Raw genomic sequence first — 24,789 nt, 5'->3', positions numbered from 1 at the left:
AATATTCATTTGCTGCTATCGTGATCGACTCTATTTAGAAACATTACTCGATAAAACCACTTTTCCAACCCTAAAATCTTCAAGAATCTTATAATTATCCACCTGACCATTAGTCTTCCTAAATTTCCATATACTTTGAGCCCTTGAGCATAAGTTTTAGCAAGATCATACTGTTTTTGTCTTAAAATATATATAAGTTGATTAAAATATTGTGGATAAATTTTCCAATTAAGGGCCCTTCGATAATACTTCCTGTGTTCTTTATTTATAAGGCCCAAAAAATTCTGATAAACCTCATAATTTTCTTCCATGCGATAGAGAGATGCTTTTAAATTTCTACTTAACTGCCCTTCGTGACCACGAACATGAACTAGTACTTTTCCGTTACAGCCTATACCTTTTTCTTTAGACAATTTATACCACATATCAAAATCCCCAACATATTTCAATTCAGCATTAAATAAGCCAACAGCTTCACAAGCCGACTTTACGACACAGACATTGGCAATATTTCCTGAAATACTTCCATATAATATAGAGATAATGGCATGTTCCTCTGGGGACAAGGTCTTGTTTGGAAAGACAATTGGAACCTTAGTGATTTTACCTGCAGCATCAATCACTTGCAATCTTGAAAAACTAAAATTGACCTCAGGAAATTCTGTATGGAAGCTTACGGTCTCCTTTAGACATACAGGAAGCATGATATCATCTTGTGCCCAAAGATGAATTAATTCCGTTGAAGCTTCAGAAATTAAACGGTTTAGCGTAGGAAAAAGTCCTTTGTTTTTCTCATTTCTAGAAAGCTTAATCCTACGGTCATCCAGCGATTTCAAATAGTTGTAACTATTGTCACTCGAACAATCATCACAAATTAAAAATTCGAACTCGATACCCTGTTGATTGAGAACGGACTCTACAGATTCCTTGAGATAGGCCATACCATTGTACACAGGTAGAACAACACTTATAATTGGTTTATGCACTGCACTCTTCATATGTTATTTTCTATGGCTTTAACGATTTCAACAAAGTTATGGTCTTTGATTCTATTCTTGGCATTGCTTGCCTTACGTTTTAAATCTTTCTTATTTAAGCGAGCTAATATCACCGCAAGTTCGTTCATATTGTTGTGATTAAATTTAAAACCAACATCGCTATATTCCACTAAATCTTCGGCACAGCCTACTTTATCGCTTACAATAACTGGTTTACCACAAGCCATAGCTTCATTAACCGCTAAACCCCATGTTTCACCAGGTCCCTTGGAAGGTAAACAAAATACATCCCCTAAGCGGTAGACCAATGGCATAAGGCTCTGATTTTGAAATGGCAGGAAATAAACAGATTGATAAGGTTTCGACTGCGATTTAAGTTCGTCTTCCAGAGGACCATTGCCAATAAACAAGAGTTTTAAGGGTTGATGTGTTTTTTCAATGGCTTTAATAAATGCTTGGAGCAAAAAAACAGGTTGCTTTTTTGATTGAAACTTACCAACGAATAACACTATAATATCATTATCCGAATATCCAAGGTCTTTACGCCATTTTAATGCTTTATCTCGATATTTTTTGGAGTCGTCATCACTAAATCGATTATTGTCAATGGCATGCGGCGCATATATCAGCTGCTTACTTTTGAGACCATGTTTTAAAAAATATTTCTTATTGGCTTCACCCACAAATAGTGCCTTGTCAACATGGCGATATACCCATTTTAAAAAACCTCGTCGTAATATAGTTTTGAGACTTTTGGTTTCATCGAGCAAGGTAGAGTCCCCTCTAAACCAAATTGGTGTTTTACCACTAAAATACCTTAAAACGTTTAAATGCGCCTTAAAGTTCCAGCCAAAAATCAGAATAACGTCTGGCGCATAATCTACTATGCCTTTAATGAGACTTGGACAATCAATACCGAAAAAGTGATGCGAGCCTGGTTTTTTAGAAATATTTTCAACAAAAGTATAGTTATAACCACTTAGTAGGGGAATATCCCATATTATGGTCTTTCCAAAATTCTTATCGTCTACCTGGGTTTCGCTCTGTGACCAAGTGTAAAATACATTTAAGTCTATTTTTTTTCTCTCAGCCAGCAACCTAAACCAAGGGGCGTAATATTGAATGGGATGGGTAGAAACAATCGCTAATTTTTTCATGTCTCTTTTGGAATAATATCAATAGCTTTATTCATGGCTTCGGCTAAAACTTTAGCTGATTGTATGGAAGAATGCGCATTTAAAGGTTCTAAATCCAAGTCCCATTTGACGTCCTTTTGAAGCTGTTCTAAAATAGGTTTGAGTTTCTTGATGATTACAGTTTCAGAATCGTCGTCCGAGTAGGGCATTAGAAACTTTTCTGCATTTGACTTTTTTATAATTTCTACTGCAGAACTTTCTTCATGCAGCATCGTTAAGAGAGGTCTTTCGCTCAACAAACACTGAAATGTTTTAGAGGCTGTGTAGTGCTTTTCCGTACTACCAAACAACATCACACGGTCTGCTTTCGACAGAAAATTAAGGACATGTAAAAATGGAAAACGCTCCCTGTTTTCATGAACTATGTCTGAAATTCCAAAGTCACTTGCGTAAGCTGTAATTCGCTTAGCGGGATACGGTCCCGTACCGATAAAGTATAACTTTATTCTAGGGTCCCATTTACTTTCTTTTTTTAATTCTGCAATAGTTGTAAAAAAAGCTTTGACAAATAAATGGGAATTTGGTAAAAACGCCCCTGCATATATCCATGGTTTTATACTTTTAGTACTTTCCCAAGGATAGCTTATATCTGACAGCTTAATTTTATGATCGTTAGGATCAAAACCGTAGGGCATACCTACATGAACAGGTTCTTTCTTAAAATTTCTATCTAATACAGGTTGATAATATGGCGTAGATACACCAGATATTAGTGCGGCTTTCTTAACGGCATACGGCTCTAATAGCTTTGCAACGATCTGACTCAGCTTTGCTCTTAGATTATTCTGGTTGGTGATATCCCTTACCCAAGGATCGATATAATCTATACCATAAGGGATTTTTGTTTTTTCGTGCAAGACGCGACCCAAAATAGCTGTGTAAAACGAAGGAATTGGAATCCATATAAAATCAATATCTCGTTCTCTGCACAAATTCAATGCTGATTCTTTCAAAAACGGAAATGCCCTAAGACCTATATCGCCAATAATTCTGGGCCTAGTTACCTTGTAAGCTTTGGTATATACAACCTCTATATCTTTCGAAACGGTTTTTTCCATTAAGGGGTCTAATCGCTCTTCATAGTATTTGGAATGTGCCGTCAACAGTAATGGTTTCCACCCAAACTGCTTTAAGTAATTACCAATTAATCGAGGCCGCTGTACACCTGCCAGATTTGCTGGAACCCAATGCGGATAAATTATCAATACTGTTTTCAATATAACAACTGCTTTAATTTTAACTGTTCTTTTTCCCAACCAAAGGTCTTCGCTTTCTCCCAACGCTTAATTTTCTGCTCATTCGCGATCTCCAATACGGGTAGCACATTCAATGCATCGGATAAGTTAGTTATGATCTCACCCGCATTATAATGGAGATCCTTTAAAAAATCGCGTTGACCAAATGTATCTGTTGCTAAAATATACAATCCTGCTTGAGCATAGGCCAGAAATTTATTCGTTAAACATATATCTCGATTAAAATCGGCATCCTTGCTTTCAAGAGCCAAGCCAATGTCCATTTCACTTAATAATTGATGCAGTTCCCATTGTGGTAAAATTTCATGAAAAATCACATTTGGACTCGGAATTATTGATTCAATATATTTCTTATTGGAATTTCCGATAAGATGGAATTCAAAGTCAAAATGAACTTTCGCTGCTTCAAATACTGATTCTAAACCACGATTTGGCCCAATATTTTGAGAAAACCAAACCGCTTTTAGGCGTTCATTTTTTTTAGGACTAGGCTTAGGAAAATCATCACTTTTAAAGGCATTAATTATGGTTATTTGCGCCGAAGAGTCAGGGATCACATACTGTTTTTTGCATTGCATAGCAATACCCTTTGAAGCATAGGTAATTGAGGTCGCATTCTTGAGGCTATATTGCATCAATCTGTTTCTATTTTCTTTTTCATAAGATTTATTAAAATACAAGGCCTCTCCAGGATAATAATCTTCAATATCCAATTGTAAGGTTACTTTCAACTTCTTCGCAAGCTTTACAGCGGGGTAGAATGCACCAAGATTATGAGCTATAATATGCTCGTATTTTTCTTCAAAACTCATGAACTTCATGATTTGTACAGATTTGTCGTTACTAGCAAATGCAGATATCTTAATATTAGACTTAAGAATTGGGTTTAACAAAACGGACAATTTATGTTTTAACTTGCTCATAATTGTAGACATCCATTCTGAGTTCCTGTCAATCTCAATAAACCTTACATCTTTATTATTCGACATAATACGTTGTGACAACTCCAAACTCCAATCGTCGTGCTTGTAACAGATTACAGTGCACGAATAGCTATTCTTTAAAACTTCAATTTCCTTAACCAATCGTGGATTGGCCGCTAAGCTCGATGTAGTTATGAAAAGGATAGAATTTGCCAAAATAATTAATGGTTTATTTTATAAATTTATTAATTGGAATATATTTTGAAATATTGTTCACCCTTATTCTAGATAATGGTTTTTCAATTAGCAAATAACTTAAACTTGAAAACCCGAATGTTAAAATAAAGAAAAAATAAATTCTTAAATAATCTGGCATTTCAATAATCATAACAATTTTTAGAAATAACATATGAAACAAGTATACGCTAAAACTAATTGTACCTATAAACCTCAATAAACGAAGTCCAAAGAAAAACTTTAAAACTCCATCACCATATTTTGCTGCCAACAAAATAAACCCCCAAAGTATGGCATATGGTAAGTAAAACTGATGAGATTGAAAATTTACTTTATTTAAAAAGATTTTTTCATAGAATTGAGGTACCGAGATAATTATTGCCACAAAGCTTAATATTCCTATGAAATCTATTTTTCTCTTATTGATTCCTTGAATATTTTTAGCTTTAAACACCTCGGTAATTGAAATAAAAGTACCTACTAAAAAGATTGGTAAATACCTCAGAGTTGATATACGACTTAAAACCAAGTTATAGTTTAAAATTAGAATACCTAGAGCTGTTAAGACAAAAACCAACATTATCTTCTTTAAATCCCATTTTAAGTACTTATGGAAGATTAACATTAAAAGAGGGGACAAGAAATAATATTTAAATTCAACAGGAATCGACCAAAAAATACTTTCACCTAAATAAAGGATTAAATGTGCAGGTATATCCATCCAACTATCGATTACGGTGCTTATTCCAAATACAGAAAAAAACCAATGAAAGACTAAGGCCAAAAAAAATAAAGGGTATATTCTTAAAAAACGTCTTAAAAAATAGTTTTTCCAGTATTCTTTATTAAATTCTTTTTCAATGAACACCAGAGCAATCTGTCTGTCTAAAAGATACGCCGATAAAACAAAAAACAAATAAACACCTATTTTTCCAAAAAAATCAAAATTTAAAATAGGATGAAAAAAAATACCTTCATGGCTAGTATGTGAAAGAAGTACAATTAAGACCGCTACACCTCGAAGGCCATCTAAAGACTTAAAATAGTCTTTTTTATCTTCATGTGGAAAAAATAGACTTACTAAATTCTTCATATTATATAAGGCTTATCCATTTGCAACTCGTATACTTTCTAGGTTGAATTATTAAAGCTTAAGTAATTTTTGTATTTTTCTATCATAAACGTTATCTGCCGCAAACTCCATTCGTTTTTTCATTATTTCTTTAGTAGTCATATTTTTCCAATTATGGATTTGAGACTTAAAAAAATCAGGAAAACTTGTATTATCAAATGTATCCATCATTGGAAAGAGATCTAAATCATCGTACATACTTATTCTTGTAGAAATAATTGGTTTTCCCGTGGACAAATATTCCATGATTTTGTGTGAATTTGAACATTTATTTTTATCGTATCTATAGTCATAACATAACAAAAAACCATCCACTTTTTTAAAGGCTTCAAACAGGTCTTTAGACGAGACTGCTCCATGAAGCACACAGTTGTGCTTATATCTTAAAAAGGCGACAAAATCTACGGTCGTTTTCTCTGAATTAGCCCCTAGGTTGTTTTTATTACTTGTATTGGGTCCGTAAAAGTGAAACGTTATGTCTGGATTCTCATTAACTATTCGGCTCAGGCTCTCACGATCCAAGATAGGCCCTATAAGTAAATTACCAACATAAGCTATGGTTTTAGGTATTTTATTAACCTCAAACTGCCTTTCATTATTCGATATAAAAATTGGACTGAGCCCATGGTGGATAAGCACTCTATTTTCAATATTTTCAAAAGGATCTAAGATAACTGAAGATATGGATACCAATCTATCAAAGCCCTTATACTCGTTAACATATTTAGTTTCTACTTGGTCTACAGGAAAAAAAATGGTACGCTTTGCCTTAAAGCTTGATAAATCTGTAAAGACACCACTTCTTTCAAATGAAAACAGCCAGTCTATAGCATCATGTTCTGCAACCCACTTTTTCACTTTAAATGAGAGGAAATAATTGTAAAGTCTTCTATTATGAAATCTCAGTATATTTAAATAAGCAGGGATATTGACAACAGTTATGATTATATTTTTATTTTCCTCACAAATGGTATCCTCTTTTTTTGCTGCTGAGCTCTCAGTGGTTAAAAAATAGACCTTTATACCCGCTTTTGCCAATGCAATAGCATAATGGTGTTTCGAAAGCTTAGATACTCCCCAAGATTCTGGAGAGACTATTAAAGCAGTTTCAATGCTCATTATCTAGGACTTTAAAAACTTTCTGAAGCCTTGAGTTTTCCTTGTGAGCTCCATATATTTTTCTCGTTTTGACACGTCAGTTCCGTAATGTTTATGAGGAATTGGAGCAGTCTTCATGATGTCTTCAAAGGCTTGCTCTGACAGCCCTAGCTTTTTGAGTATATAGGGTTTGTCGTTTTTCAATTCTTCAGCATCATAAGGCGCAGTGTTTAAAATACTCAACGCTTCTTCTCTTTTCATTTGCCCTGAACATATAAGTGTACTTAAATGTGCCTTACGTTTATCAACTCCAAATTTTTCTGGAAGAATGTAATTTTGGTAGAACTTTGTCCATAGAGATTCACAATGCTTACCACCGTAATCTCTCCAGTCCAGTTCTTTTTTAATAACCTCAATGACATCTTTTTTGTTGTAATCTACATAATCTAAAATAGAAAATGGCACCAATTTATTGATACCAGCATATTTTACCATTTTATAAAATGGCACTCTTGGATAAGTCTTAAGCTTAATATTACCAAACTTTTTATGTATGGCTTTTAGATTTGTATAATCTAATTTTTTAAAGACCCATGAATTCGGTAAAATTTGCTCTGTAACAATATTTGTTCCACTAATAATGTAACTGATTTTGAACTTGGCCGCCAGCTCATACATTGTGGCTTGAATAGCATGATCTGAAACTACCTCGATATCAATGACCGAAGCCTTTAGATAAGCCAGCTGTAAATCTCTAAATTCTTCCCAATTAACAACAATGGTGTGTAGGTCAAACCCCAAAGTCTCAATAATACTGTTAACATTGTGAACCGCCAATTCTGAGTTCCATCCATTATCAAAATGAACAGCTAAGGGCCTAAGTCCGTATTCCTTTACTATGTAGGCAACATAGGTACTATCTACACCTCCACTTAAACCAATGAGGCAATCATACTTCTGACCTTTACCTTTTTCCTTTATCTCAGCAACTATTCTGTTGAGTTCTTTTGAACGCTTGGGTTCTTCTAAAAGGCGTTGCTCTGCTGCTATCTGATACTTATGGTAATGGTTTGAAACGCCTTTGGCGTCAAATTCAATCTCCAAATCTGTTGTGTCCATGACGGTTTTTGAACACATTTGATAGGACCTACCATTGAACAAATCTGGATGATATTTACTTTGCTTTATTATCATATTATTTTTTCAAAAATAGCATTCATTAATCGTGCTTGCTTTGGGTAATTGATCATTACACCTCTTTGCTCAGATGCATATACAAACAAGCTCCCTGCGGCAACAGCGGATGCACCACCTACATTAACAACCTCAACAAAATCATTGAGTTGAGATGCGCCACCAACGGCCACAACAGGTATATTTACGGCATCACTAACATTTTTCATTAGTTCTAAATCGAATCCTTTGTAAGTCCCATCTCTATCAATAGACATTAAGATAATCTCACCTGCACCAGCTTCCTCCACTTTTTTTGCAAAGGTTTCGGGTGCAAAACTAGTCTTTTTTTTGCCATTATTTCTATATACCCTATACTTACCTAACCAATCTTTTTTTACATCAATAGAAACCACTGCGCTCTGACTTCCAAATTGTTCCGCAATTTGTGTCACCAGCCTTAAGTTATCCAACGCACTTGTGTTCAGTATGACCTTTTCTGCACCTTCATACAAAATTGTCTTTACTTGATTTAAGGTCGTAATTCCTCCTCCGTAAGAAAGTGGCATAAAAGCTTCTCCAGCTATTTCACTGATTTGAGAAATATTAGGTTCACGGTTTTCCTTTGTCGCAGAAATATCAATAATGGCGATTTCATCAACTTCCTTATCGTTAAAAATCTTCACCGCATTTATAGGATCTCCAATATAATTGTGGTTTTTAAAGTTTATGGATTTTACCAAACCACCTTTTTGTATCAATAATATGGGAATAACACGGATACGTCTCATCTTAATTAGTTATAAATTCCATTTGTCAAAAGACAAACCCGTGAGTTGCTCTAGGGCTTTTTTATCTTCACTATATACCACTTTAAGCCTTTCAATCTCTTGGGGTTTTAAATGTCTCTTTTTCCCTTTTTTAAAAATAATTTTTCTGAGCAACTCACTTGATACTATTTTTTTTGCAAAATTTGGAGAAAACTTATGTAAGGCTCTATAAGGTATAGTACTTATTACATTGTAGGGCAGTGCCTTTGCTCTATGGTCATTGCTCACAAAATCAAACAGCCTTTCATCTTCTATATTTTGTACCCCTAAAAATGTAAACACTTTATTTAAGGTAACTAATCTATTGTCCCTTAAATCTTCTAAGGTTAAGATATGAATTTGGCTTAAATCAAAGTACTTCAAATATTCTTGAAGCTGGTAATGATACAATCCTGTTTTTTCATATTGATTGGTTTGGATATTATACACCATATCTTTTTTAGGTTCGCCGTAATAATTCTCGAGTATGTGAGATTTGTAGCGTTCTATCGGATCTCTTAAGATATAAATAAGCTTAATATCCGGAATATGCTTCTTAATGCGCTCTGGTATGTCTTGATAATATTTGTTATGGCACTTCGTATAGTTTTGTGGTGAAGTGCCCACTATTTTCTTTTCGGATATAAAGTGATTTTTGTACCATTCTAAATCGTATTTCTGATACTTATCATTAGCAAAATAATGAATCTCTTTTACTTTGGATGTAAATATCTGAGGATGCTTACCAAGATAGTCATGTAAGCTAGTGGTGCCACTTTTCATGGCGCCTATAATCATAAAATCAGGTAGTCTGCCTTTCAAAATTAATAATATGTTATAAAATTACGCATAAGTTGCATACCAAATTTATGACTTTTTTCGGGGTGGAACTGAACGCCTATAATATTGTTTTTACCTATTCCAGCTGCAAATTTATAGCCATATTTTGCCGAAACTAAATTGTCCGCTCCTTCATCACAAACCATATGATATTTATGAACAAAATAAAAGCGAGATGCTAGAGGCATATCCTTAAACAAGGGTATATCGCTATTAAAATTAACATTACTCCAGCCCATGTGCGGGATTTTTAACTTTTGGTCAAATTTGCTTTGATCAAACAAAATGGTGTCTGCCTCTATCCAGCCTAAGCCTTTTTCACTGCCCTCTTCACTACCTCGGGTCAATAACTGCGCTCCCAAACAAATACCCAAAATTGGGATTTTATGTTCTACAACTTGTGTGTTAAGCACATCAATTAAACCAGATAATTTTAGCTGTTTCATGCCATAATCAAAATGCCCTACACCTGGTAAGACGAGCTTTGAGGCTTTTACAATAACCTCTGGGTCAGAAGAAATTACAGCATCACTGCAACCTACTTTCTTTAACATCTTTTGAACCGAGGTTAAATTACCTACTTTGTAGTCTATAATCACCAACATTAGACATTTAAATTTTTCTTTCTAAAATCTTCGAAGTCAGTATTTTTTATATACCCATTGTATTCATTGTCACTTTTATGATAAATACATTCCGCTTTATTTAGACGTTTAACCAATTTTGCAGGATTCCCAGCTAAAACACAATAACCTTCTTTGAAGCTTTTTGTCACAATAGCGCCAGCACCTACGATTGTGTAATCTCCTAATTCTACTCCTGGTAGAATAACAGCCCCAAAACCAATCCAACAGTACTTCCCTATCTTTACATCTTTTACTATGTGTTTTCTATTATCTTCTAATTCATGGTTCGCGCTAATAATACCTACGTTTGGTGCAATTTGAGTATAATCGCCTATATAAATTTTACCAATTGCCTGAATATAGTTGCCTTGACTGTATCCAGGGCTAGTTTCAATACCACAATAGATGTTTTTTGGATTAAATACTCTACTGGTTGAATGAACAGGCCAATAGGCCTGCTTGCAATGTCCTTTAACTTTTTGATTATACCACAAATCAAATGTTATAGGAGTTTGGGTCTTTTTGGTCTTCTTTAAAAAATCAAATTTATCAAAAAACGGTAGAAGTTTTCTTAACAAAAAGTTTGGTGTAATTAGATATAGATACCTTTCAAATATTGAGATTTTCACTAATAATTATTTTTTAGACAAATTATAAGCCCTTGTTAAATAGACCGAATATATTAAACAATAATTAATCGCGTATAAAAGTATTACATTCTTGTGATTATCAGTCGTATTAAAGCCAATTAAAAATATAATCACCATAGAAACCAAAATATACAAATGTAAGAACATATCTTCTTTGAGTTTCTTCTTAATATAAAATGCATATGATAGAGGTGATATTATAAGCTTTAAAGCAAACATAATGATTAAAATTTGAGCAAAAACGCCGCTTTCTCGCCATTCAGGACCAAAGACAAAAGAAAAAAGCTTTGGCCCTAATATCAAAATAAGAATCAAGCCCGGTATGGCAATTAGGCTCAGTGTTTTAAAAGTTTTAACAAACACATTTTTAAAATCACCTCTTTCATTGTATTCTTCCACAGCCTTTTGCTGAAACACCCTAGTGATGGCATTACCAATTAAATTAATGGGCAAGCCCAACATACGTACACAGAGATTATAGACACCAACTACCGCTGGCCCAGCATAAGCACTCAACATAAATACTGGTAACTGATTGGTCAGTCTATTAATGAAAGCAGAAGGCAGGGTGTAACTTGGAAAGTTCTTGTGCTCTTTGGCTTTTCCTTTAATAACCTCCCAATCAAAATACTTTAGTCCTAGATCATCATACTTTGTTAACCTAATAAGTAACACAATTGGTGGCACCACATGGCTTATCAACAAGCCCAGAAACAAACCCAATGGCCCGTTGTTATATAGCCCAATAGTTATAGAAACCAAAGGCACCAATACTGCCGTTAATATGGTATTAAACGATAATATTTTGTATTTCTTCTTTCTGTTGGCCCATATGCCAAATATCTGACCTTGTCCCGAAAAAAATATCGATATCGGCGCTAAATAAAGCCATGGCATTAACTTTTCATTTCCTAATAATCTCGAAAGATTGTCACCAAATAAAAGCACTAACAGCAATACAGCTAATGTAGTTACCAAATTAATAAGGCGATTTAGCCACATCACTTTCTTGGCATCATCATCATTTTTTTCTAACAAAATAGGTTGAAAATATTGAAATGTTGAAAACACCCCAACAACACCCACAATAGCCATGTACAATCCTAAAGTCCCGTAATCTACCTTAGAATAAATACGGTATAAAATGGGTGCCGTAAACACAGATATGGCCTGGGCAAAGGTTGTTCCCCCGGCCAAGGTGGCTACATTGCGCACATATAAAGATGCCTTTAAGCGTTGTATGAATTTAAGAGTATTTTTCAATGGTCTACCAGTGGTAATTATAGTGTTCTCACCTTGCCGTTTTCCAACATGTAAGTTTCTTGCGATACCTTGCAAGTAGCAATACCCTTTTCGTCAAAAATCAATTTATGACCTGCCTTACTGACCCATCCGATTTGACGAGATGGATTACCGACAATCAAAGCGTAATTCGGTACGTCTTTAGTCACTACTGTACCTGCACCAATAAAGGCATATGCACCAATAGTGTTCCCACATACAATAGTCGTATTAGCGCCTACAGAGCAGCCACGCTTGAGAAGTGTTTTTTTAAATTCTTCTCGTCTCACAATAAAACTTCTGGGATTGATAACGTTTGTAAATACCATAGAGGGGCCCAAAAACACATCGTCTTCTATTTCTACACCTTCATAAATGGAGATATTGTTTTGTACCTTGACACCATTTCCAATATTAACTCTTGGTCCAACCACACAATTTTGTCCAAAAGAACAATTTTTACCAATAGTTGTATTTGACAGTATATGCGAAAAATGCCAAACCTTGGTATTGTCTCCTATGCTAACATTCTCATCAACATAACTAGATTCATGTACAAAATGGTCTGCCATTATTTTATCTTTTTACAAAACGGATGATAATCTCCAACTAGACCCAACGGTTCTAAATTTCTTATTTGAGACACTGTATTTATAGAGCCATAGGCTTCATCTAAACCAAAGCCATTGCCCTTAATAATCTGCTCATAGCTGCGTGTATGCAATTCCGTAAATCCACCGCTAAACTCAATCGCTTCTCCATTAACCGTTATAGATCTAAAGGTTGTTAACCCTTTATCTTTGATTTCATTAGGGATATAATCGTAATTAACAGATAAAAACCATTTTACATTGGCATTTTTTAACTTTAAATAACCTGCATTGGCGTCAGCAGTTTTTAAATGTACTTTATTCTCTTCTACTTCACCAAAAATCCAACACAACATATCAAAAAAGTGAACACCTATATTAGAAGCAATACCACCCGATTTCGTTTGGTCCCCTTTCCACGATACAAAATACCATTTACCTCTAGAAGTGAGATAGGTCAAATCTATATCGTAAACTTTATTTGGATTCTCTTTGAGTTCTTTTGCAATTCTTTTTTTTAATGCGATAATTGAATCATGTAATCTTAATTGAAGTATATTATAAATCTTTTGCCCTGTTTCCTTTTCAATTAGTCTTAATTGATCAATATTCCAAGGATTTAAAACTAGCGGTTTTTCACAAATGGCATCTGCACCATTTTTTAAAGCAAACCTTATATGTGAGTCGTGTAAATAGTTTGGCGAACAGATGGAGACATACTCAATTTTATTTCCGCTATCACGATGCCATTTATCTACAAAGCGGTCAAAGCGCTCGAACTCCGTAAAAAAACTAGCCTCAGGAAAATGACTATCCATGATGCCAATACCATCATATGGATCTAATGCAGCTATTAATCGATTTCCAGTATCCTTAATGGCACGCATATGTCTTGGTGCGATATAACCTGAAGCACCTATTAGGGCAAAGTTTTTCATATAGGGTTATTTATTTTAATTTCCGTACTATTTAAATACCATTGGTAGGTCTTGGCAATACCTTGTTTTAAACCAATTGTTGGCTGCCAACCTATAGCTTGCAATTTTGAGCTGTCCATTAGCTTTCTTGGTGTCCCGTCTGGTTTACTAGTATCCCAAACCACACCGCCATTATGACCAACAACATTTTGAATTGCATTTGCCAATTCTTTAATAGTCAAATCAGTACCAGTACCAACATTATAAAGATGGTCAGGCAAGACATTTTCTAAGGCAAACAATGCTGCTTGAGCTAAATCATCAACATGCAAAAATTCACGCATTGGAGTGCCACTTCCCCACAGTGTTACTGGTGAATGATCATTTTCCTTGGCCTCGTGAAATTTCCTTAACATTGCCGGTAATACATGAGAATTATTTAAATCAAAGTTATCATTTGGTCCATATAAATTTGTAGGCATTAGACTCACAAAATCCTTTCCGTATTGTTTTCTTATCGCTTCACACGCTTTTACGCCTGCAATCTTGGCTAGAGCATACCATTGATTAGTTGGCTCCAGACTATCTGTTAAAAGATATTCCTCCTTTAAAGGTTGCGGTGCGTATTTTGGATAAATACATGAACTTCCCAAAAAAATAAACTTAGCCACTTCTCCTTTATGTGCGCCGTCAATCAGGTTATTTTGAATTTGAAGGTTTTCCATTAGAAATGGATATGGGTTGTCATTGTTAGCCAAAATACCTCCAACTCTCGCTGCAGCGCTTATAATAACATCTGGTTGTTCAGTGTTAAGAAATCTATTGACCGCCAATTGATTTCTAAGATCTAACTCCTTACTCGTTTTTCCAATTAAATTACTATAACCTTCTGAATCTAAAGCGCGCCAAATAGCAGAACCAACCATACCTCGATGACCTGCTATATATATTTTTGAATCTTTATTTATTATTTTACTCAAAATAATTCATGGTTTTATAGCCTCCATCTTCAAGGTACTGCTGTTCTTTCATTAACTTTAAGTCGCTTTGCATCATATCTGTTATCAAATCTTGCAAATCATACTTGCATTCCCAGCCTAATTTTTCTTTTGCTTTTGAAGCATCACCAATAAGTAAATCTACTTCAGTAGGCCTAAAATATCTTGGATCTACGGCCAAGACTTCTTTGCCTGTTTCTAATTGGTAATTAGGATTATTGCATTTTAAGACATAAGCTTTTTCTGTTTCCCCCTCGCCTTTAAACTCTAAGTCTACACCAATCTGTGCAAAGCTCATGCGCACAAAATCGCGCACAGTAGTTGTTTTCCCTGTAGCTATGACCCAGTCTTCAGCTTCCTCTGCCTGTAATATCATCCACATCATACGTACATAATCTTTAGCATGTCCCCAATCACGCTGAGCATCTAAATTGCCTAAATAGAATTTGTCTTGCAGCCCTAATGCAATTCTTGAAACGGCCCTTGTGATTTTTCTTGTGACAAAAGTTTCACCGCGTATTGGCGACTCATGATTAAATAATATACCATTACAAGCATACATACCATAAGCTTCTCTATAATTAACAGTAATCCAATACGCATACATTTTAGCAACTGCATAAGGTGAACGCGGGTAGAATGGCGTAGTTTCTGTCTGAGGAACTTCTTGTACCTTACCATATAATTCGGATGTTGAGGCTTGATATATCCTTGTCTTTTTCTCAAGTCCAAGTAAACGAACTGCGTCCAATATTCTGAGCGTACCCAATCCATCGGCATTACCTGTATATTCTGGCATTTCAAATGATACTGCCACGTGACTCATTGCTGCAAGGTTATATATTTCATCAGGCTGAATTTCCTTAATCAATCTGATAAGATTTGTGCTATCTGTCATATCTCCATAATGGAGATGAAAATTGCGATTATCTACATGAGGGTCCTGATACAAATGATCTATCCTATCCGTATTGAAGAGTGAGGAACGACGCTTTAAGCCATGTACCCTATAACCTTTCTTTAACAAAAATTCACTGAGGTAAGCGCCATCCTGACCTGTTACCCCTGTGATAAATGCAACTTTACTCATTTTAAAATTACTTGATTTAGGTTTATTAACCAATTTTAGCAATTGGTCAATCATTTTGCAAATCTAAAACAAATCTGAAGACTTTATAATTGAAAGTCAACTTTAAACTAAAGTCTCTTAATATTGGAAATTTTAAAATCATTCCAACTAATTCATATTTGCCTAGGTATTTCCGATAAAAAATATGATATTTCCCAAATTTTGTTACCTTTGCCAAACCCTCAATTTGCTTAAAACCTTACTTATCAATAAGATATGTAAGTGTTTTTTAAATTTAAAATTTAAAAAAATGAAAAAAAATTACATTTTCTTGTTAATTGCCACTGTATTAACGGTAGGACTCGGATTTAGTCAGACTTTTACAACCATAGATCGACCTAATATTGTTGGGCCTACTGCCACTGACAACATTTCAACTGTGTCTTCAATTGGATTTACTCGTGGCACTGGTATAGCGCTTAGCAATTCAGGTAACGCAAATTTTACTTCTAATGGATGGACAATTGGTGGTGACCAAGCGACAGCCGAAGCCAATAATGATTACATCGAATGGTCAGTTACTGCAAATACAACTTTTGAAATTGCTTTGGACGAATTAGATATTCGCCTGAGAAGAAACGGAAATGGACCAAGTGAATGGCAAATTTTTTATAGTTTAGATGGCTTTACTTCTGCGGGTATAGCACTTCCAAGTGGGTCTCAAACACTGGCATCTCTTACGACTACTAATTTTAATTTACCTGGTCTAGGAGTCTTATCAGGAGTATCAGGCACCATAACTTTTAGGCTTTATGCATGGGGCGCAACTACTAATGGTGGTTGGTTACGTGTAATACAAAATAATGCTTGGGATATATCTCCTGCCGTACCATCTCCTGGTCTTAGACTTGTAGGTACGGTTACTTCAACTTCAACTAATAGCATAGAATCAGATATTATTGTTGCTTCTTTTCCTGGAGTTCCTAGTACCAATATCGACTATACTGCTTTTAATGCGACTTCTGGATTAAGTGCATTTCCATCTCCTAATTCTATAGCTATAGGCGCTTTTACAATTAGAGATGGCGGAGCATCTTCACCTGATTCTGATACTGACGCTACAACGTTAAACTCAATTACTTTTGATGTAGAAAACAGTGAGAATATTGCGGCACTGGCAATTTTTGATGGCTTTGTAAATGTAGCCGAAGTTACTAGTGTAACAGATCTCACAACTTTTACCGGATTAAATTTAATTGCCCCTGATGATAACACAAAAGACTTTTTTGTATTTGCAACATTTAAATCGACTGTTACAGATAACGAGCAAATACAATTGACAGTTAATTCAGTTACTACTCCAGCTACTGGAAGTTCTTTATTTGCTTCGGGTGATGCAGGTGCTGCTGAAACTTCTATTGCAGGAGATGATAATAGAATCGAAGTTACAGCTGATCAATTTCAATTTGTGCAACAACCAACTGATGGCAACCAATCCGAAGTTATGGTCCCATACCCCACGATTGAAGCTGTAGATGCTAATCTTAACAGAGATTTGGATGCAAATATTACTGGAATTGATGTGACGACAACCTTTGGGGCAAGTAGTATTGTAGGTGAAACTTATGATATGGTAAACGGTTTCGCGACTTTAGACAATGTTGTTTTTACCGCAGAAGAGGCCAATAGAAATCTTATAGCCACTTCAACTTCACCTTCCTTATCAGGCAGTAGTACAGTGTTTGATATTAATGGTCCGCTCATTAGTATTGCTGGACAAAATTTTGATACTGCCACGAATTGGACATACACCACTTCTATTCCACCATTCGGAACTGTTGCAGATTGGGGTGATACTATAGGATATTTTGGTGAAATTGCTCTAGTAGATGCGGCTCCAATAGATAGCCCTTTATTCTCTGATGAGATATTTGGTGAAAATGATTTAAATGATGTCAACAATCCCTTTGCAGTCTTGACTTTTGCTAATATTGATATTAGTGTTTATAATGAGGTAAGAATAGAATTTGATTGGCAAGTTGTGGGTTACAATAACAACGCCAATGACATACAATATCGTTTGTTTATCAATGGCAGCGCTAGTGGTGGTTGGGTAACCGTTTTTGACGGTAACGGATCAATCAACGATGATCAAGGTAGAGTAAAAATTGATGTCCCAGATGGTAATACTACTGTAGGACTACAAGTAAGATTAAGAAATAATCGTACAGACGGTTATTCAGGGTTTGACAATTTTAGAATAGTTAGCGAATTTGATGGTTTAGTTTACACAGATATAGGTGGATGGAAAGATAATATAGAACCAGATGCTACAACTGGAGCTCAAGATGCACTAGTAATTGATGGTACCTACAGTGTAATAGGGAATGTTCAAATTAATGATTTTATTGTAAACGTTGGTGCGCAAACTATAATTACTGTAGCTCAATCACTAACAATCAATGGTGATTTAGTAAATAATGGCAGCCTAGAACTTACTTCAACTTCAGACACCTACTCTAGTTTAATTGTGAATGGTACTTCTTCTGGTGACGTCACTTATAATAGACATGTTAACCAATTTCAAAGCATACCTGGTGCTACAACTGGTGAGAATGATTTAATTGCAGCGCCTGTTACAAATTCGAACCAAGATTTCCAAGCTTTAGCAAATGCTAATCCTGTTATTCCAACAGGTACCATTAATACTGTACCGTCATTTTTGTTTGGTCCATTTGACAATAATGAAAATGCCTATGTAAATTATAATGATTCTAATCTTACAGATCCTGTAGAGCCAGGAATTGGCTACAGAACAGCCTCTACGACTCCTGGTGGCTCTCTGTTTACTTTTGTTGGTGATGTAGAAACAGGTAATGTTTCGGTTCCTATTACTGTTGGTACAGGAAGTATTTTTAATCTTATAGGAAATCCTTATCCGTCCTATTTAAGCCTTAGTGATTTCTTAGATGCTAATAATAGTTTGTTTGACCCTGGTAGCTCTGGTGTTTATGGCTATCCAGGTGATTTAACAAGTGGGTTTACAGTCTGGAATCAAGGCTACTCAGATGCCAATATGGGAGCAGTAATTACACCAGGACAAGGATTTTTAGTAGCTTCCGCAGCTGGTGGTGGTACAATTTCTTTCACACCCGCTATGCGCTCTATTGGCACTTCAGATGATTTTATTCTTGGTAGAGACGCTGAGGTCGTGCCTATTAATGCATATTTAAATTTAGAGCTTTCAGGTAATGAGAAAAAATTTAGAACAGATTTATATTTCAACGAAAATGCAAGTTTAGGTATGGATGCTGGATATGATGCTGTCATTTTTAATGAGCAGACCCCTGATTTCGCCATCTACTCCCATTTGGTTGAAGATAACTTGAATAAAGATATGGCTGTACAATCTGTAGATTACGATGCCTTAGATAATATTATTATTCCGATAGGTGTTAACGCATTGCAAGGTGAACAAATCAAATTCTCTATAGCAGATACTAATATACCTGAAGATGTTTCGATATTTTTGGAAGATAATTTAAACAATACTTTTACTGATTTAAGAGCTGGAGATTACAATATAACACCAAGTACTGCCTTAGCAGATACAGGTCGTTTTTATATACACTTCTCGCGTGAGCAACTTGGAGTAGCAGATGATATTTTAAACGGATTAGAAATTTTCGCTATTGCAAACCCGAAACAACTAGTAGTCAAGGGGCAATTAGAGTCTAACACCGTACTACAAGTTATAGATATTCAGGGTAGAATAATGACTACATCTCAATTAAGCTCTAATGCAACGAGACACAGTATTGATGTATCAAATCTGACTTCTGGCGTTTACATCGTACAATTACAGAATAGTGAAGCCACTAGAACGCAAAAAGTAATTTTAAAATAGATTTAGATTTAAGAGCCTTAAAATAAAGAAATAGTATTAATGTTGACTATTTGAACACTGGAGTTTATGCAGTACGCTTAAAAAATGCAACAGTAATTTCTTACATAAGTATCACTAAAGTGAGATTATTTATATATATTGGTCTCAGTAAGGTCTGTTTATAGACTAAATAGTCTCACTTTAAAAATACTTAATGCTTATTTTGTAACAAACCTTTTTATTTTTTCCCTCAATAAATAAATTATTTTATTATTTTTGAACCAAATTTAGGCTACCGCCATGAAGAAAGAAAACAATATAGATAAGATCACACGTAAGGATGCCATTAAAAAAATGGGGAAGTATGCGGCGCTAACCGCTGTAGGGACATTCGTGATTTTAAATCCGCTTAAAGCTCAACAGACCTCTCCAGATCCAGGAGGGAATCCTTTCGACTAATTACTTTTACAAAGTGTTTTGAATAACGACTTGGCACCAACATATAAAAGGTTGTTTAGTCCTTATTGGGTATTATGGTACTCCACATCTAACAATTACAGTGTTGTAGAGTCTGAATTTAAGATGATTTTAGATGTTTATTTTGACTCAAATTCTTTTGATGAATTTAGCTCTAAACTAGCTATGATCGATAGTAAATCTGATGCTAGTGTGATTTCGCGGAATATTGAGAATTATTTGCAAGCTTGCAACTTAATATCTAAGCCGACTAAAAAAAATAGCCCAAAGTTTAAAGCTTCATTTCGGAATATTTGTAGACAATATAAAATTAAGAATCAAAAAATAGAAATTTTCTTTGATTCCAAACTGGTAGAGAAAACCATCCATCCTTCTATCGCTCACCTCAAAGTGAAAAATAATACTAAAGCCGAAGTTATATTTGATATATACTTGGAAGAAGACTTTTTATGTCTGTTTATAAATGAAACGCTTATCACCTCTATCCCTAAGAGAGACTACCATTTATTACAGGGTAAATTTTTCATGGAACTAATATCATTGGCAAACAATAAAGCTGAAACAGATTGGCTAGGTACTTTTCATGGATCTACTATAGCTGATGGCAGGAATTCAATTCTTATTATTGGCAAGTCTGGAAAAGGAAAGAGCACATTATGCGCCTTATTAGCCGCTAATGGTTATGAATTAGTCGCTGATGATGTCTCACCAATGCTTTCAAGAGACTTAAATATCTATCGCAATCATTCTGCTCTATCCATAAAACAGGGCGCTTTTGATAGGTTGAAAAACATAATCGATGGTTTTGAAAATTTGCCCACAACATATTTCAATAAATCTAAAGGACTTATAAAACATGTACCTTTCGAAAAGCCAAAAAAGGATCATTATCCTTGCAAGGCAATAGTTATGGTCAATTACAAAAATGAATCGGAAACTACATTAGATAGTATTTCAATAAAAAAGGTACTAGAGACATTAATTCCAGATTCATGGTTATCTCCAAACCAAGCTTACGCAAAACAGTTTATTGATTGGCTAGAACAATCAGAATTATATCAGCTTACTTACAGTGATACCAAAAGTGTAATTAATAGGTTATCTGTTCTATTTGATGAACTCAGAAACTAACATTATGTATATTAGTTAAATTATGGCCAACCTAGCCGATACATATCATCATATCGCACATATTCTAAGTTTTGAAACTCAAAATAATATATTAGAAAAACGCCTAAACAGGCCAGGATTTAATTGGGATTCTATAGTCAAAGAGGCCAGTAAGCATTTAGTATTGCCTGCAATTTATTGTAGGTTGAAAGCAAGAAAACTTCTTCACGTACTACCAGATGACTTAAATACGTATCTAGACGAAATTACAACGATAAATAGAAATAGAAATAAGTCTATCATTAAACAAGTACATACATTGTCCAAGCTGCTCAATAAGCATAGCATCGAACATGTATTTTTAAAGGGTGCTGCACTTCTAGTGAGCGGATGTTACGATAATAATGGAGAGCGAATGGTTGGAGATATTGACATCTTAATTGAAAAATCAAGGCTTAATCATGCATTCGCACTAATTAATGAAAGTGGCTATGATAAAACGTTTGGATTTGCTTATGAAAAAATCAACTATAGGCATCTTGACAGGCTAATATCATCTAAAGAACTGGCAGCAATAGAACTGCATGAAGAACTCTTGAACATACCTTACAGGTCGTTATTGGATGCAAAAACAGTGCTTAATAATAAAATCTTTTCAGATGGAGTTGCTATTCCTAGTTCATTGCACTTAAACAAACATCAAATTTTAAGTTGGCAAGTAAATGACAAAGGTTACTATTATAATGGAGTACATTTTAAATCGCTTTACGATGTTATTTCACTAAAGACATACAAACATGAGGTAATGATGTCTCGTTTATGCCAGTCAAAAATATGTCAGGCCTACTTTGAAATAGCAAATATTTACTTTAATGAATTCACCCTTGATTCACCCAATGAAAGAGTTAGCATCAGAGGTTTATCTCATAAAATAACGATGAAATATAGGTTGTTACGAATTGTAGTAAGGTGTCTAAAATCTAGCTTTCTATTTATTAGTACCCGTATATATCTCATAAAATCTAATAAAAATTACAGAAAACACTTATATTGCAAGATATTTCTGCAAGATAAAAGACGTATTTAACAAGAAAATACTATTTTTGAAGCATAAAAAATTTATTTTTAGTTATATACAGATGAAAAAAAATATCATAATTTTATTAGTGTTTTTTTTAGGTGTAACAGTGTCTGCCCAATCAGATCGATCTATAGAAAGAGGAGAATATATACTTGGAGTTGGTGTCAATACAGTTAATTCTCTTGGTACCAAAGGCCCTTTTAACTCACCAGGAGACTGGGCATTTAGATTTCCTATATCTTTGAGTATGGAAACAAGGTGGGCTAAATTATTTTCTCTCGATATCGCTCTTAACTTTAATGGATTTGAAGAAAACGAACGACTGGATGCTGCGGGACCTCCTGATGAAAATCTGTCATATTGGTCTTTAGACTCCTCTGTAAAATACTATTTTGGTGAATTTATTTTACCTAGAAGCGAGTGGATAGATTTTTATGGAAGCGCTGGATTAGGTATTTTCACTATCGAAGATACCAACATTTCGATCAATGTTGGTGGTGGTATGATGATTTGGCCTAATGTTAGAAAACAATTTGGTATAAAACTTCAAGGTGTAGGTAAGTTTGCTTTGAACCATAGTAATAGCGGTGACGAATACCCAAATAATCATTTTCAATATAGTATTCAATTCTTATTTAGATTGTAATATCTAAGCCCGGTTTTAATATTCACTGAAAGCTGCGCAAAGCTCTAGGTCCAACTCAAAAGCGAGCGAACTTAAAATTGAGCATTTGCTTCACAAAGCTGTAAAGTTCTGGGAAGTGAGTCCTGAATTGATTAGGTGTTTCAATGAAATTCTCCAATAGTACAGCAAAAAACTCATAATGGTTAGTGTAGGCATAGGCTCTAAAATATTTTGAGTCTATAAGATCTTGCCTTACAGCTTGGTTTTGCTGCAGGTAGTCTGTAAGGTTTTTAAAGCCCGTCTGAAAAATTAAGCTACTTATATCATCCTTACTAAAAGCATTTAAATGAATGGCATGTCCAAATTCATGTATACCAAGATTTAAGTTGTCATCACCGATATGATAACCTTCTTGAAAATCTTTCCACGAAAAAACGATAGCGTTCATTTGAGGATTTATTTCACCTTTGTGGTAAGTGTCATTTAATGTTGAATAATAAGCTTCTGGATAAATTATTATCTTCTCAATTAAATCTATCAAATATTTTCTAAAACCAAAGGTTAGCATCACGGCTGTTGCAGATATCAAAGTTCTTATTTCATCATTGGGAACCAAACTCTCTCTACCTATGAACTTTTTATTTTTTATAAATGTTGCAACTCGGTGCCTAAACACTGCCTGCTCCTTATCACTAAGGTTTTTATAAAAAGTGAATTCTTTTTCAAGAAGTTTTAACTGGTTATCAGTTAGCTGATTCTTAACTAAAATGATATTGCGAAAGAAAGGTTTTTTATACTTTAAAGCATAGATTTGTTCGACATAAATGATAAATCTTCTTAGAATCACTAATGCCAAAACAATTAATAAAATAGTAATTAAAGTTGGGTTAGTTTCAGAAGATTGAGCTGCCTGTAAGTAGATCATTGTTAAATATAGAAAGATTTTTTGTGATTTTTAATTACAAACCACGAACCTTTAATAAAGTATTGCTATCGCATCCTTGGTGATCCGTCTTGAAAATACTTTAAACAAAAAATGCTCAAGCAGCTTGGTATAAAGAAGACGATTCCAATTCATATCAAAACGTTTCACAATGGATTGCTATCGCATCCTTGGTGATCCGCCTTGAAAATACTTCAAACAAAAAAATGCTCAAGCAAGCTTGGCATTTTTTCCTTTTGAAGTATTTATGCGTGACCACGGTAGGATTCAAACCTACGACCGCTGGAGCCGAAATCCAGTGCTCTATTCAGCTGAGCTACGTGGCCTTAAATTTATTTAAGAAAGTTTAGCTTTTACAATTGTGGAAATTGTCTTCCCATCGGCTCTACCAGCTAATTCCTTATTGACAATACCCATAACTCTACCCATGTCCTTCATACTTTCTGCACCAATATGATCTATAGTCATTACAACAACTTTTTCAATCTCCTCCTCACTTAGTGCCTCTGGTAAAAACAGACTAATTACTTCTGCTTGATCAATCTCGGGCAACGCTAAATCCTTTCTATCTTGTTCCAAATATATGGCAGCACTATCCTTGCGTTGCTTTACCAACTTCTGAAGTATTTTAAGCTCATCTTCTTCACTTAGTTCATCATTGCCGCCAGCAGATGTTTTAGCCAATAATATGGCTGATTTTACAGCTCTTAGAGCTTCTAAGGCCACTTGATCTTTCTCTTTCATTGCTGTTTTCATAGCAGCCATGATGTCATTTTGTAAGCTCATATTTAACTTCATTAATTAAGATGCGAAGATACTAAAAAAGTCAGAGGTCAAAACAGAAATAACTAACATCATAAAACAAAAAGCCCAA

General features: G+C 34.7%; 23 protein-coding genes and 1 tRNA gene. 5 read left to right on the top strand and 19 right to left on the bottom strand.

Annotated elements, in window-relative coordinates:
* Positions 1-5 precede the first annotated feature (5 nt).
* The 16 genes from H7F21_RS05245 to gmd are packed head-to-tail and all read right to left on the bottom strand — an operon-like array spanning position 6 to position 15,814.
* Positions 6-998 (bottom strand): glycosyltransferase, encoded by a 993-nt coding sequence (locus tag H7F21_RS05245; RefSeq protein ID WP_185788159.1) that lies wholly within the window; start codon positions 996-998, stop codon positions 6-8.
* On the bottom strand, positions 995-2,155 hold the full coding sequence (locus H7F21_RS05240; protein ID WP_185788158.1) for a glycosyltransferase family 4 protein: 1,161 nt from the start codon (positions 2,153-2,155) through the stop codon (positions 995-997). Before H7F21_RS05240 ends, H7F21_RS05245 begins: the two co-directional genes overlap by 4 nt.
* A complete protein-coding gene (locus H7F21_RS05235) occupies positions 2,152-3,411 on the bottom strand; it encodes a glycosyltransferase family protein (RefSeq protein ID WP_185788157.1) in 1,260 nt (419 codons plus the stop codon). The genes H7F21_RS05240 and H7F21_RS05235 overlap by 4 nt, the downstream gene beginning before the upstream one ends.
* On the bottom strand, positions 3,408-4,589 hold the full coding sequence (locus tag H7F21_RS05230) for a glycosyltransferase family protein (RefSeq protein WP_185788156.1): 1,182 nt from the start codon (positions 4,587-4,589) through the stop codon (positions 3,408-3,410). Before H7F21_RS05230 ends, H7F21_RS05235 begins: the two co-directional genes overlap by 4 nt.
* 13 nt (positions 4,590-4,602) lie before the next feature.
* Entirely contained in the window at positions 4,603-5,703 is a 1,101-nt protein-coding gene (locus H7F21_RS05225) for an acyltransferase family protein (RefSeq protein WP_185788155.1), read from the bottom strand.
* Between the two features lie 51 nt (positions 5,704-5,754).
* Entirely contained in the window at positions 5,755-6,861 is a 1,107-nt protein-coding gene (locus H7F21_RS05220) for a glycosyltransferase (RefSeq protein WP_185788154.1), read from the bottom strand.
* A gap of 3 nt (positions 6,862-6,864) precedes the next feature.
* Complete coding sequence (locus tag H7F21_RS05215) at positions 6,865-8,034, bottom strand: N-acetyl sugar amidotransferase (RefSeq protein WP_185788153.1); 1,170 nt, start codon at positions 8,032-8,034, stop codon at positions 6,865-6,867.
* Entirely contained in the window at positions 8,031-8,804 is a 774-nt protein-coding gene (locus H7F21_RS05210; RefSeq protein ID WP_185788152.1) for an AglZ/HisF2 family acetamidino modification protein, read from the bottom strand. Before H7F21_RS05210 ends, H7F21_RS05215 begins: the two co-directional genes overlap by 4 nt.
* 9 nt (positions 8,805-8,813) lie before the next feature.
* A complete protein-coding gene (locus H7F21_RS05205) occupies positions 8,814-9,644 on the bottom strand; it encodes a sulfotransferase domain-containing protein (protein ID WP_185788151.1) in 831 nt (276 codons plus the stop codon).
* A gap of 2 nt (positions 9,645-9,646) precedes the next feature.
* Positions 9,647-10,267: an imidazole glycerol phosphate synthase subunit HisH gene (gene hisH / locus H7F21_RS05200; RefSeq protein WP_185788150.1), complete on the bottom strand. Its 621-nt coding sequence runs from the start codon at positions 10,265-10,267 to the stop codon at positions 9,647-9,649.
* Positions 10,267-10,917, bottom strand: a complete 651-nt coding sequence (locus tag H7F21_RS17495) for a DapH/DapD/GlmU-related protein (protein WP_185788149.1) — start codon at positions 10,915-10,917, stop codon at positions 10,267-10,269. The genes hisH and H7F21_RS17495 overlap by 1 nt, the downstream gene beginning before the upstream one ends.
* 6 nt (positions 10,918-10,923) lie before the next feature.
* Positions 10,924-12,276, bottom strand: coding sequence for a lipopolysaccharide biosynthesis protein (locus H7F21_RS05190; RefSeq protein ID WP_185788148.1), 1,353 nt, complete (start codon positions 12,274-12,276; stop codon positions 10,924-10,926).
* Positions 12,219-12,791 (bottom strand): acyltransferase, encoded by a 573-nt coding sequence (locus tag H7F21_RS05185; RefSeq protein ID WP_185788147.1) that lies wholly within the window; start codon positions 12,789-12,791, stop codon positions 12,219-12,221. Before H7F21_RS05185 ends, H7F21_RS05190 begins: the two co-directional genes overlap by 58 nt.
* On the bottom strand, positions 12,791-13,747 hold the full coding sequence (locus H7F21_RS05180) for a Gfo/Idh/MocA family oxidoreductase (RefSeq protein WP_185788146.1): 957 nt from the start codon (positions 13,745-13,747) through the stop codon (positions 12,791-12,793). Before H7F21_RS05180 ends, H7F21_RS05185 begins: the two co-directional genes overlap by 1 nt.
* Complete coding sequence (locus H7F21_RS05175) at positions 13,744-14,694, bottom strand: NAD-dependent epimerase/dehydratase family protein (protein ID WP_185788565.1); 951 nt, start codon at positions 14,692-14,694, stop codon at positions 13,744-13,746. Before H7F21_RS05175 ends, H7F21_RS05180 begins: the two co-directional genes overlap by 4 nt.
* A 4-nt stretch (positions 14,695-14,698) precedes the next feature.
* A complete protein-coding gene (gene gmd, locus H7F21_RS05170; RefSeq protein ID WP_185788145.1) occupies positions 14,699-15,814 on the bottom strand; it encodes a GDP-mannose 4,6-dehydratase in 1,116 nt (371 codons plus the stop codon).
* Positions 15,815-16,103: 289 nt separating this feature from the next.
* On the opposite strand from gmd, the gene H7F21_RS05165 reads away from it, so the two are divergent.
* The 5 genes from H7F21_RS05165 to H7F21_RS05145 all read left to right on the top strand — a co-directional run bounded on the left by H7F21_RS05165 (position 16,104) and on the right by H7F21_RS05145 (position 22,993).
* Positions 16,104-19,700: a T9SS type A sorting domain-containing protein gene (locus H7F21_RS05165; RefSeq protein ID WP_185788144.1), complete on the top strand. Its 3,597-nt coding sequence runs from the start codon at positions 16,104-16,106 to the stop codon at positions 19,698-19,700.
* A gap of 279 nt (positions 19,701-19,979) precedes the next feature.
* A complete protein-coding gene (locus H7F21_RS05160) occupies positions 19,980-20,138 on the top strand; it encodes a hypothetical protein (protein WP_185788143.1) in 159 nt (52 codons plus the stop codon).
* A gap of 18 nt (positions 20,139-20,156) precedes the next feature.
* Positions 20,157-21,287 (top strand): hypothetical protein, encoded by a 1,131-nt coding sequence (locus tag H7F21_RS05155; RefSeq protein WP_185788142.1) that lies wholly within the window; start codon positions 20,157-20,159, stop codon positions 21,285-21,287.
* A gap of 22 nt (positions 21,288-21,309) precedes the next feature.
* Positions 21,310-22,353 carry a nucleotidyltransferase family protein gene (locus tag H7F21_RS05150; protein WP_185788141.1) on the top strand — a complete coding sequence of 348 codons (1,044 nt, stop codon included), beginning with the start codon at positions 21,310-21,312 and terminating at the stop codon, positions 22,351-22,353.
* Positions 22,354-22,405: 52 nt separating this feature from the next.
* Entirely contained in the window at positions 22,406-22,993 is a 588-nt protein-coding gene (locus H7F21_RS05145; protein WP_185788140.1) for a hypothetical protein, read from the top strand.
* A gap of 55 nt (positions 22,994-23,048) precedes the next feature.
* On the opposite strand, the gene H7F21_RS05140 is transcribed toward H7F21_RS05145, so the two are convergent.
* From H7F21_RS05140 to H7F21_RS05130, 3 genes are all read right to left on the bottom strand, one after another.
* A complete protein-coding gene (locus tag H7F21_RS05140; RefSeq protein ID WP_185788139.1) occupies positions 23,049-23,897 on the bottom strand; it encodes a zinc-dependent peptidase in 849 nt (282 codons plus the stop codon).
* Positions 23,898-24,167: 270 nt separating this feature from the next.
* Positions 24,168-24,241 (bottom strand) — tRNA-Arg (locus H7F21_RS05135).
* Between the two features lie 10 nt (positions 24,242-24,251).
* Complete coding sequence (locus H7F21_RS05130) at positions 24,252-24,701, bottom strand: GatB/YqeY domain-containing protein (protein WP_185788138.1); 450 nt, start codon at positions 24,699-24,701, stop codon at positions 24,252-24,254.
* Positions 24,702-24,789: the final 88 nt, after the last annotated feature.

Origin of the sequence: Winogradskyella flava, assembly GCF_014243395.1 — a bacterium.
Classification (GTDB): domain Bacteria; phylum Bacteroidota; class Bacteroidia; order Flavobacteriales; family Flavobacteriaceae; genus Winogradskyella; species Winogradskyella flava.
This window is presented reverse-complemented; position numbering and strand designations above follow the sequence as displayed.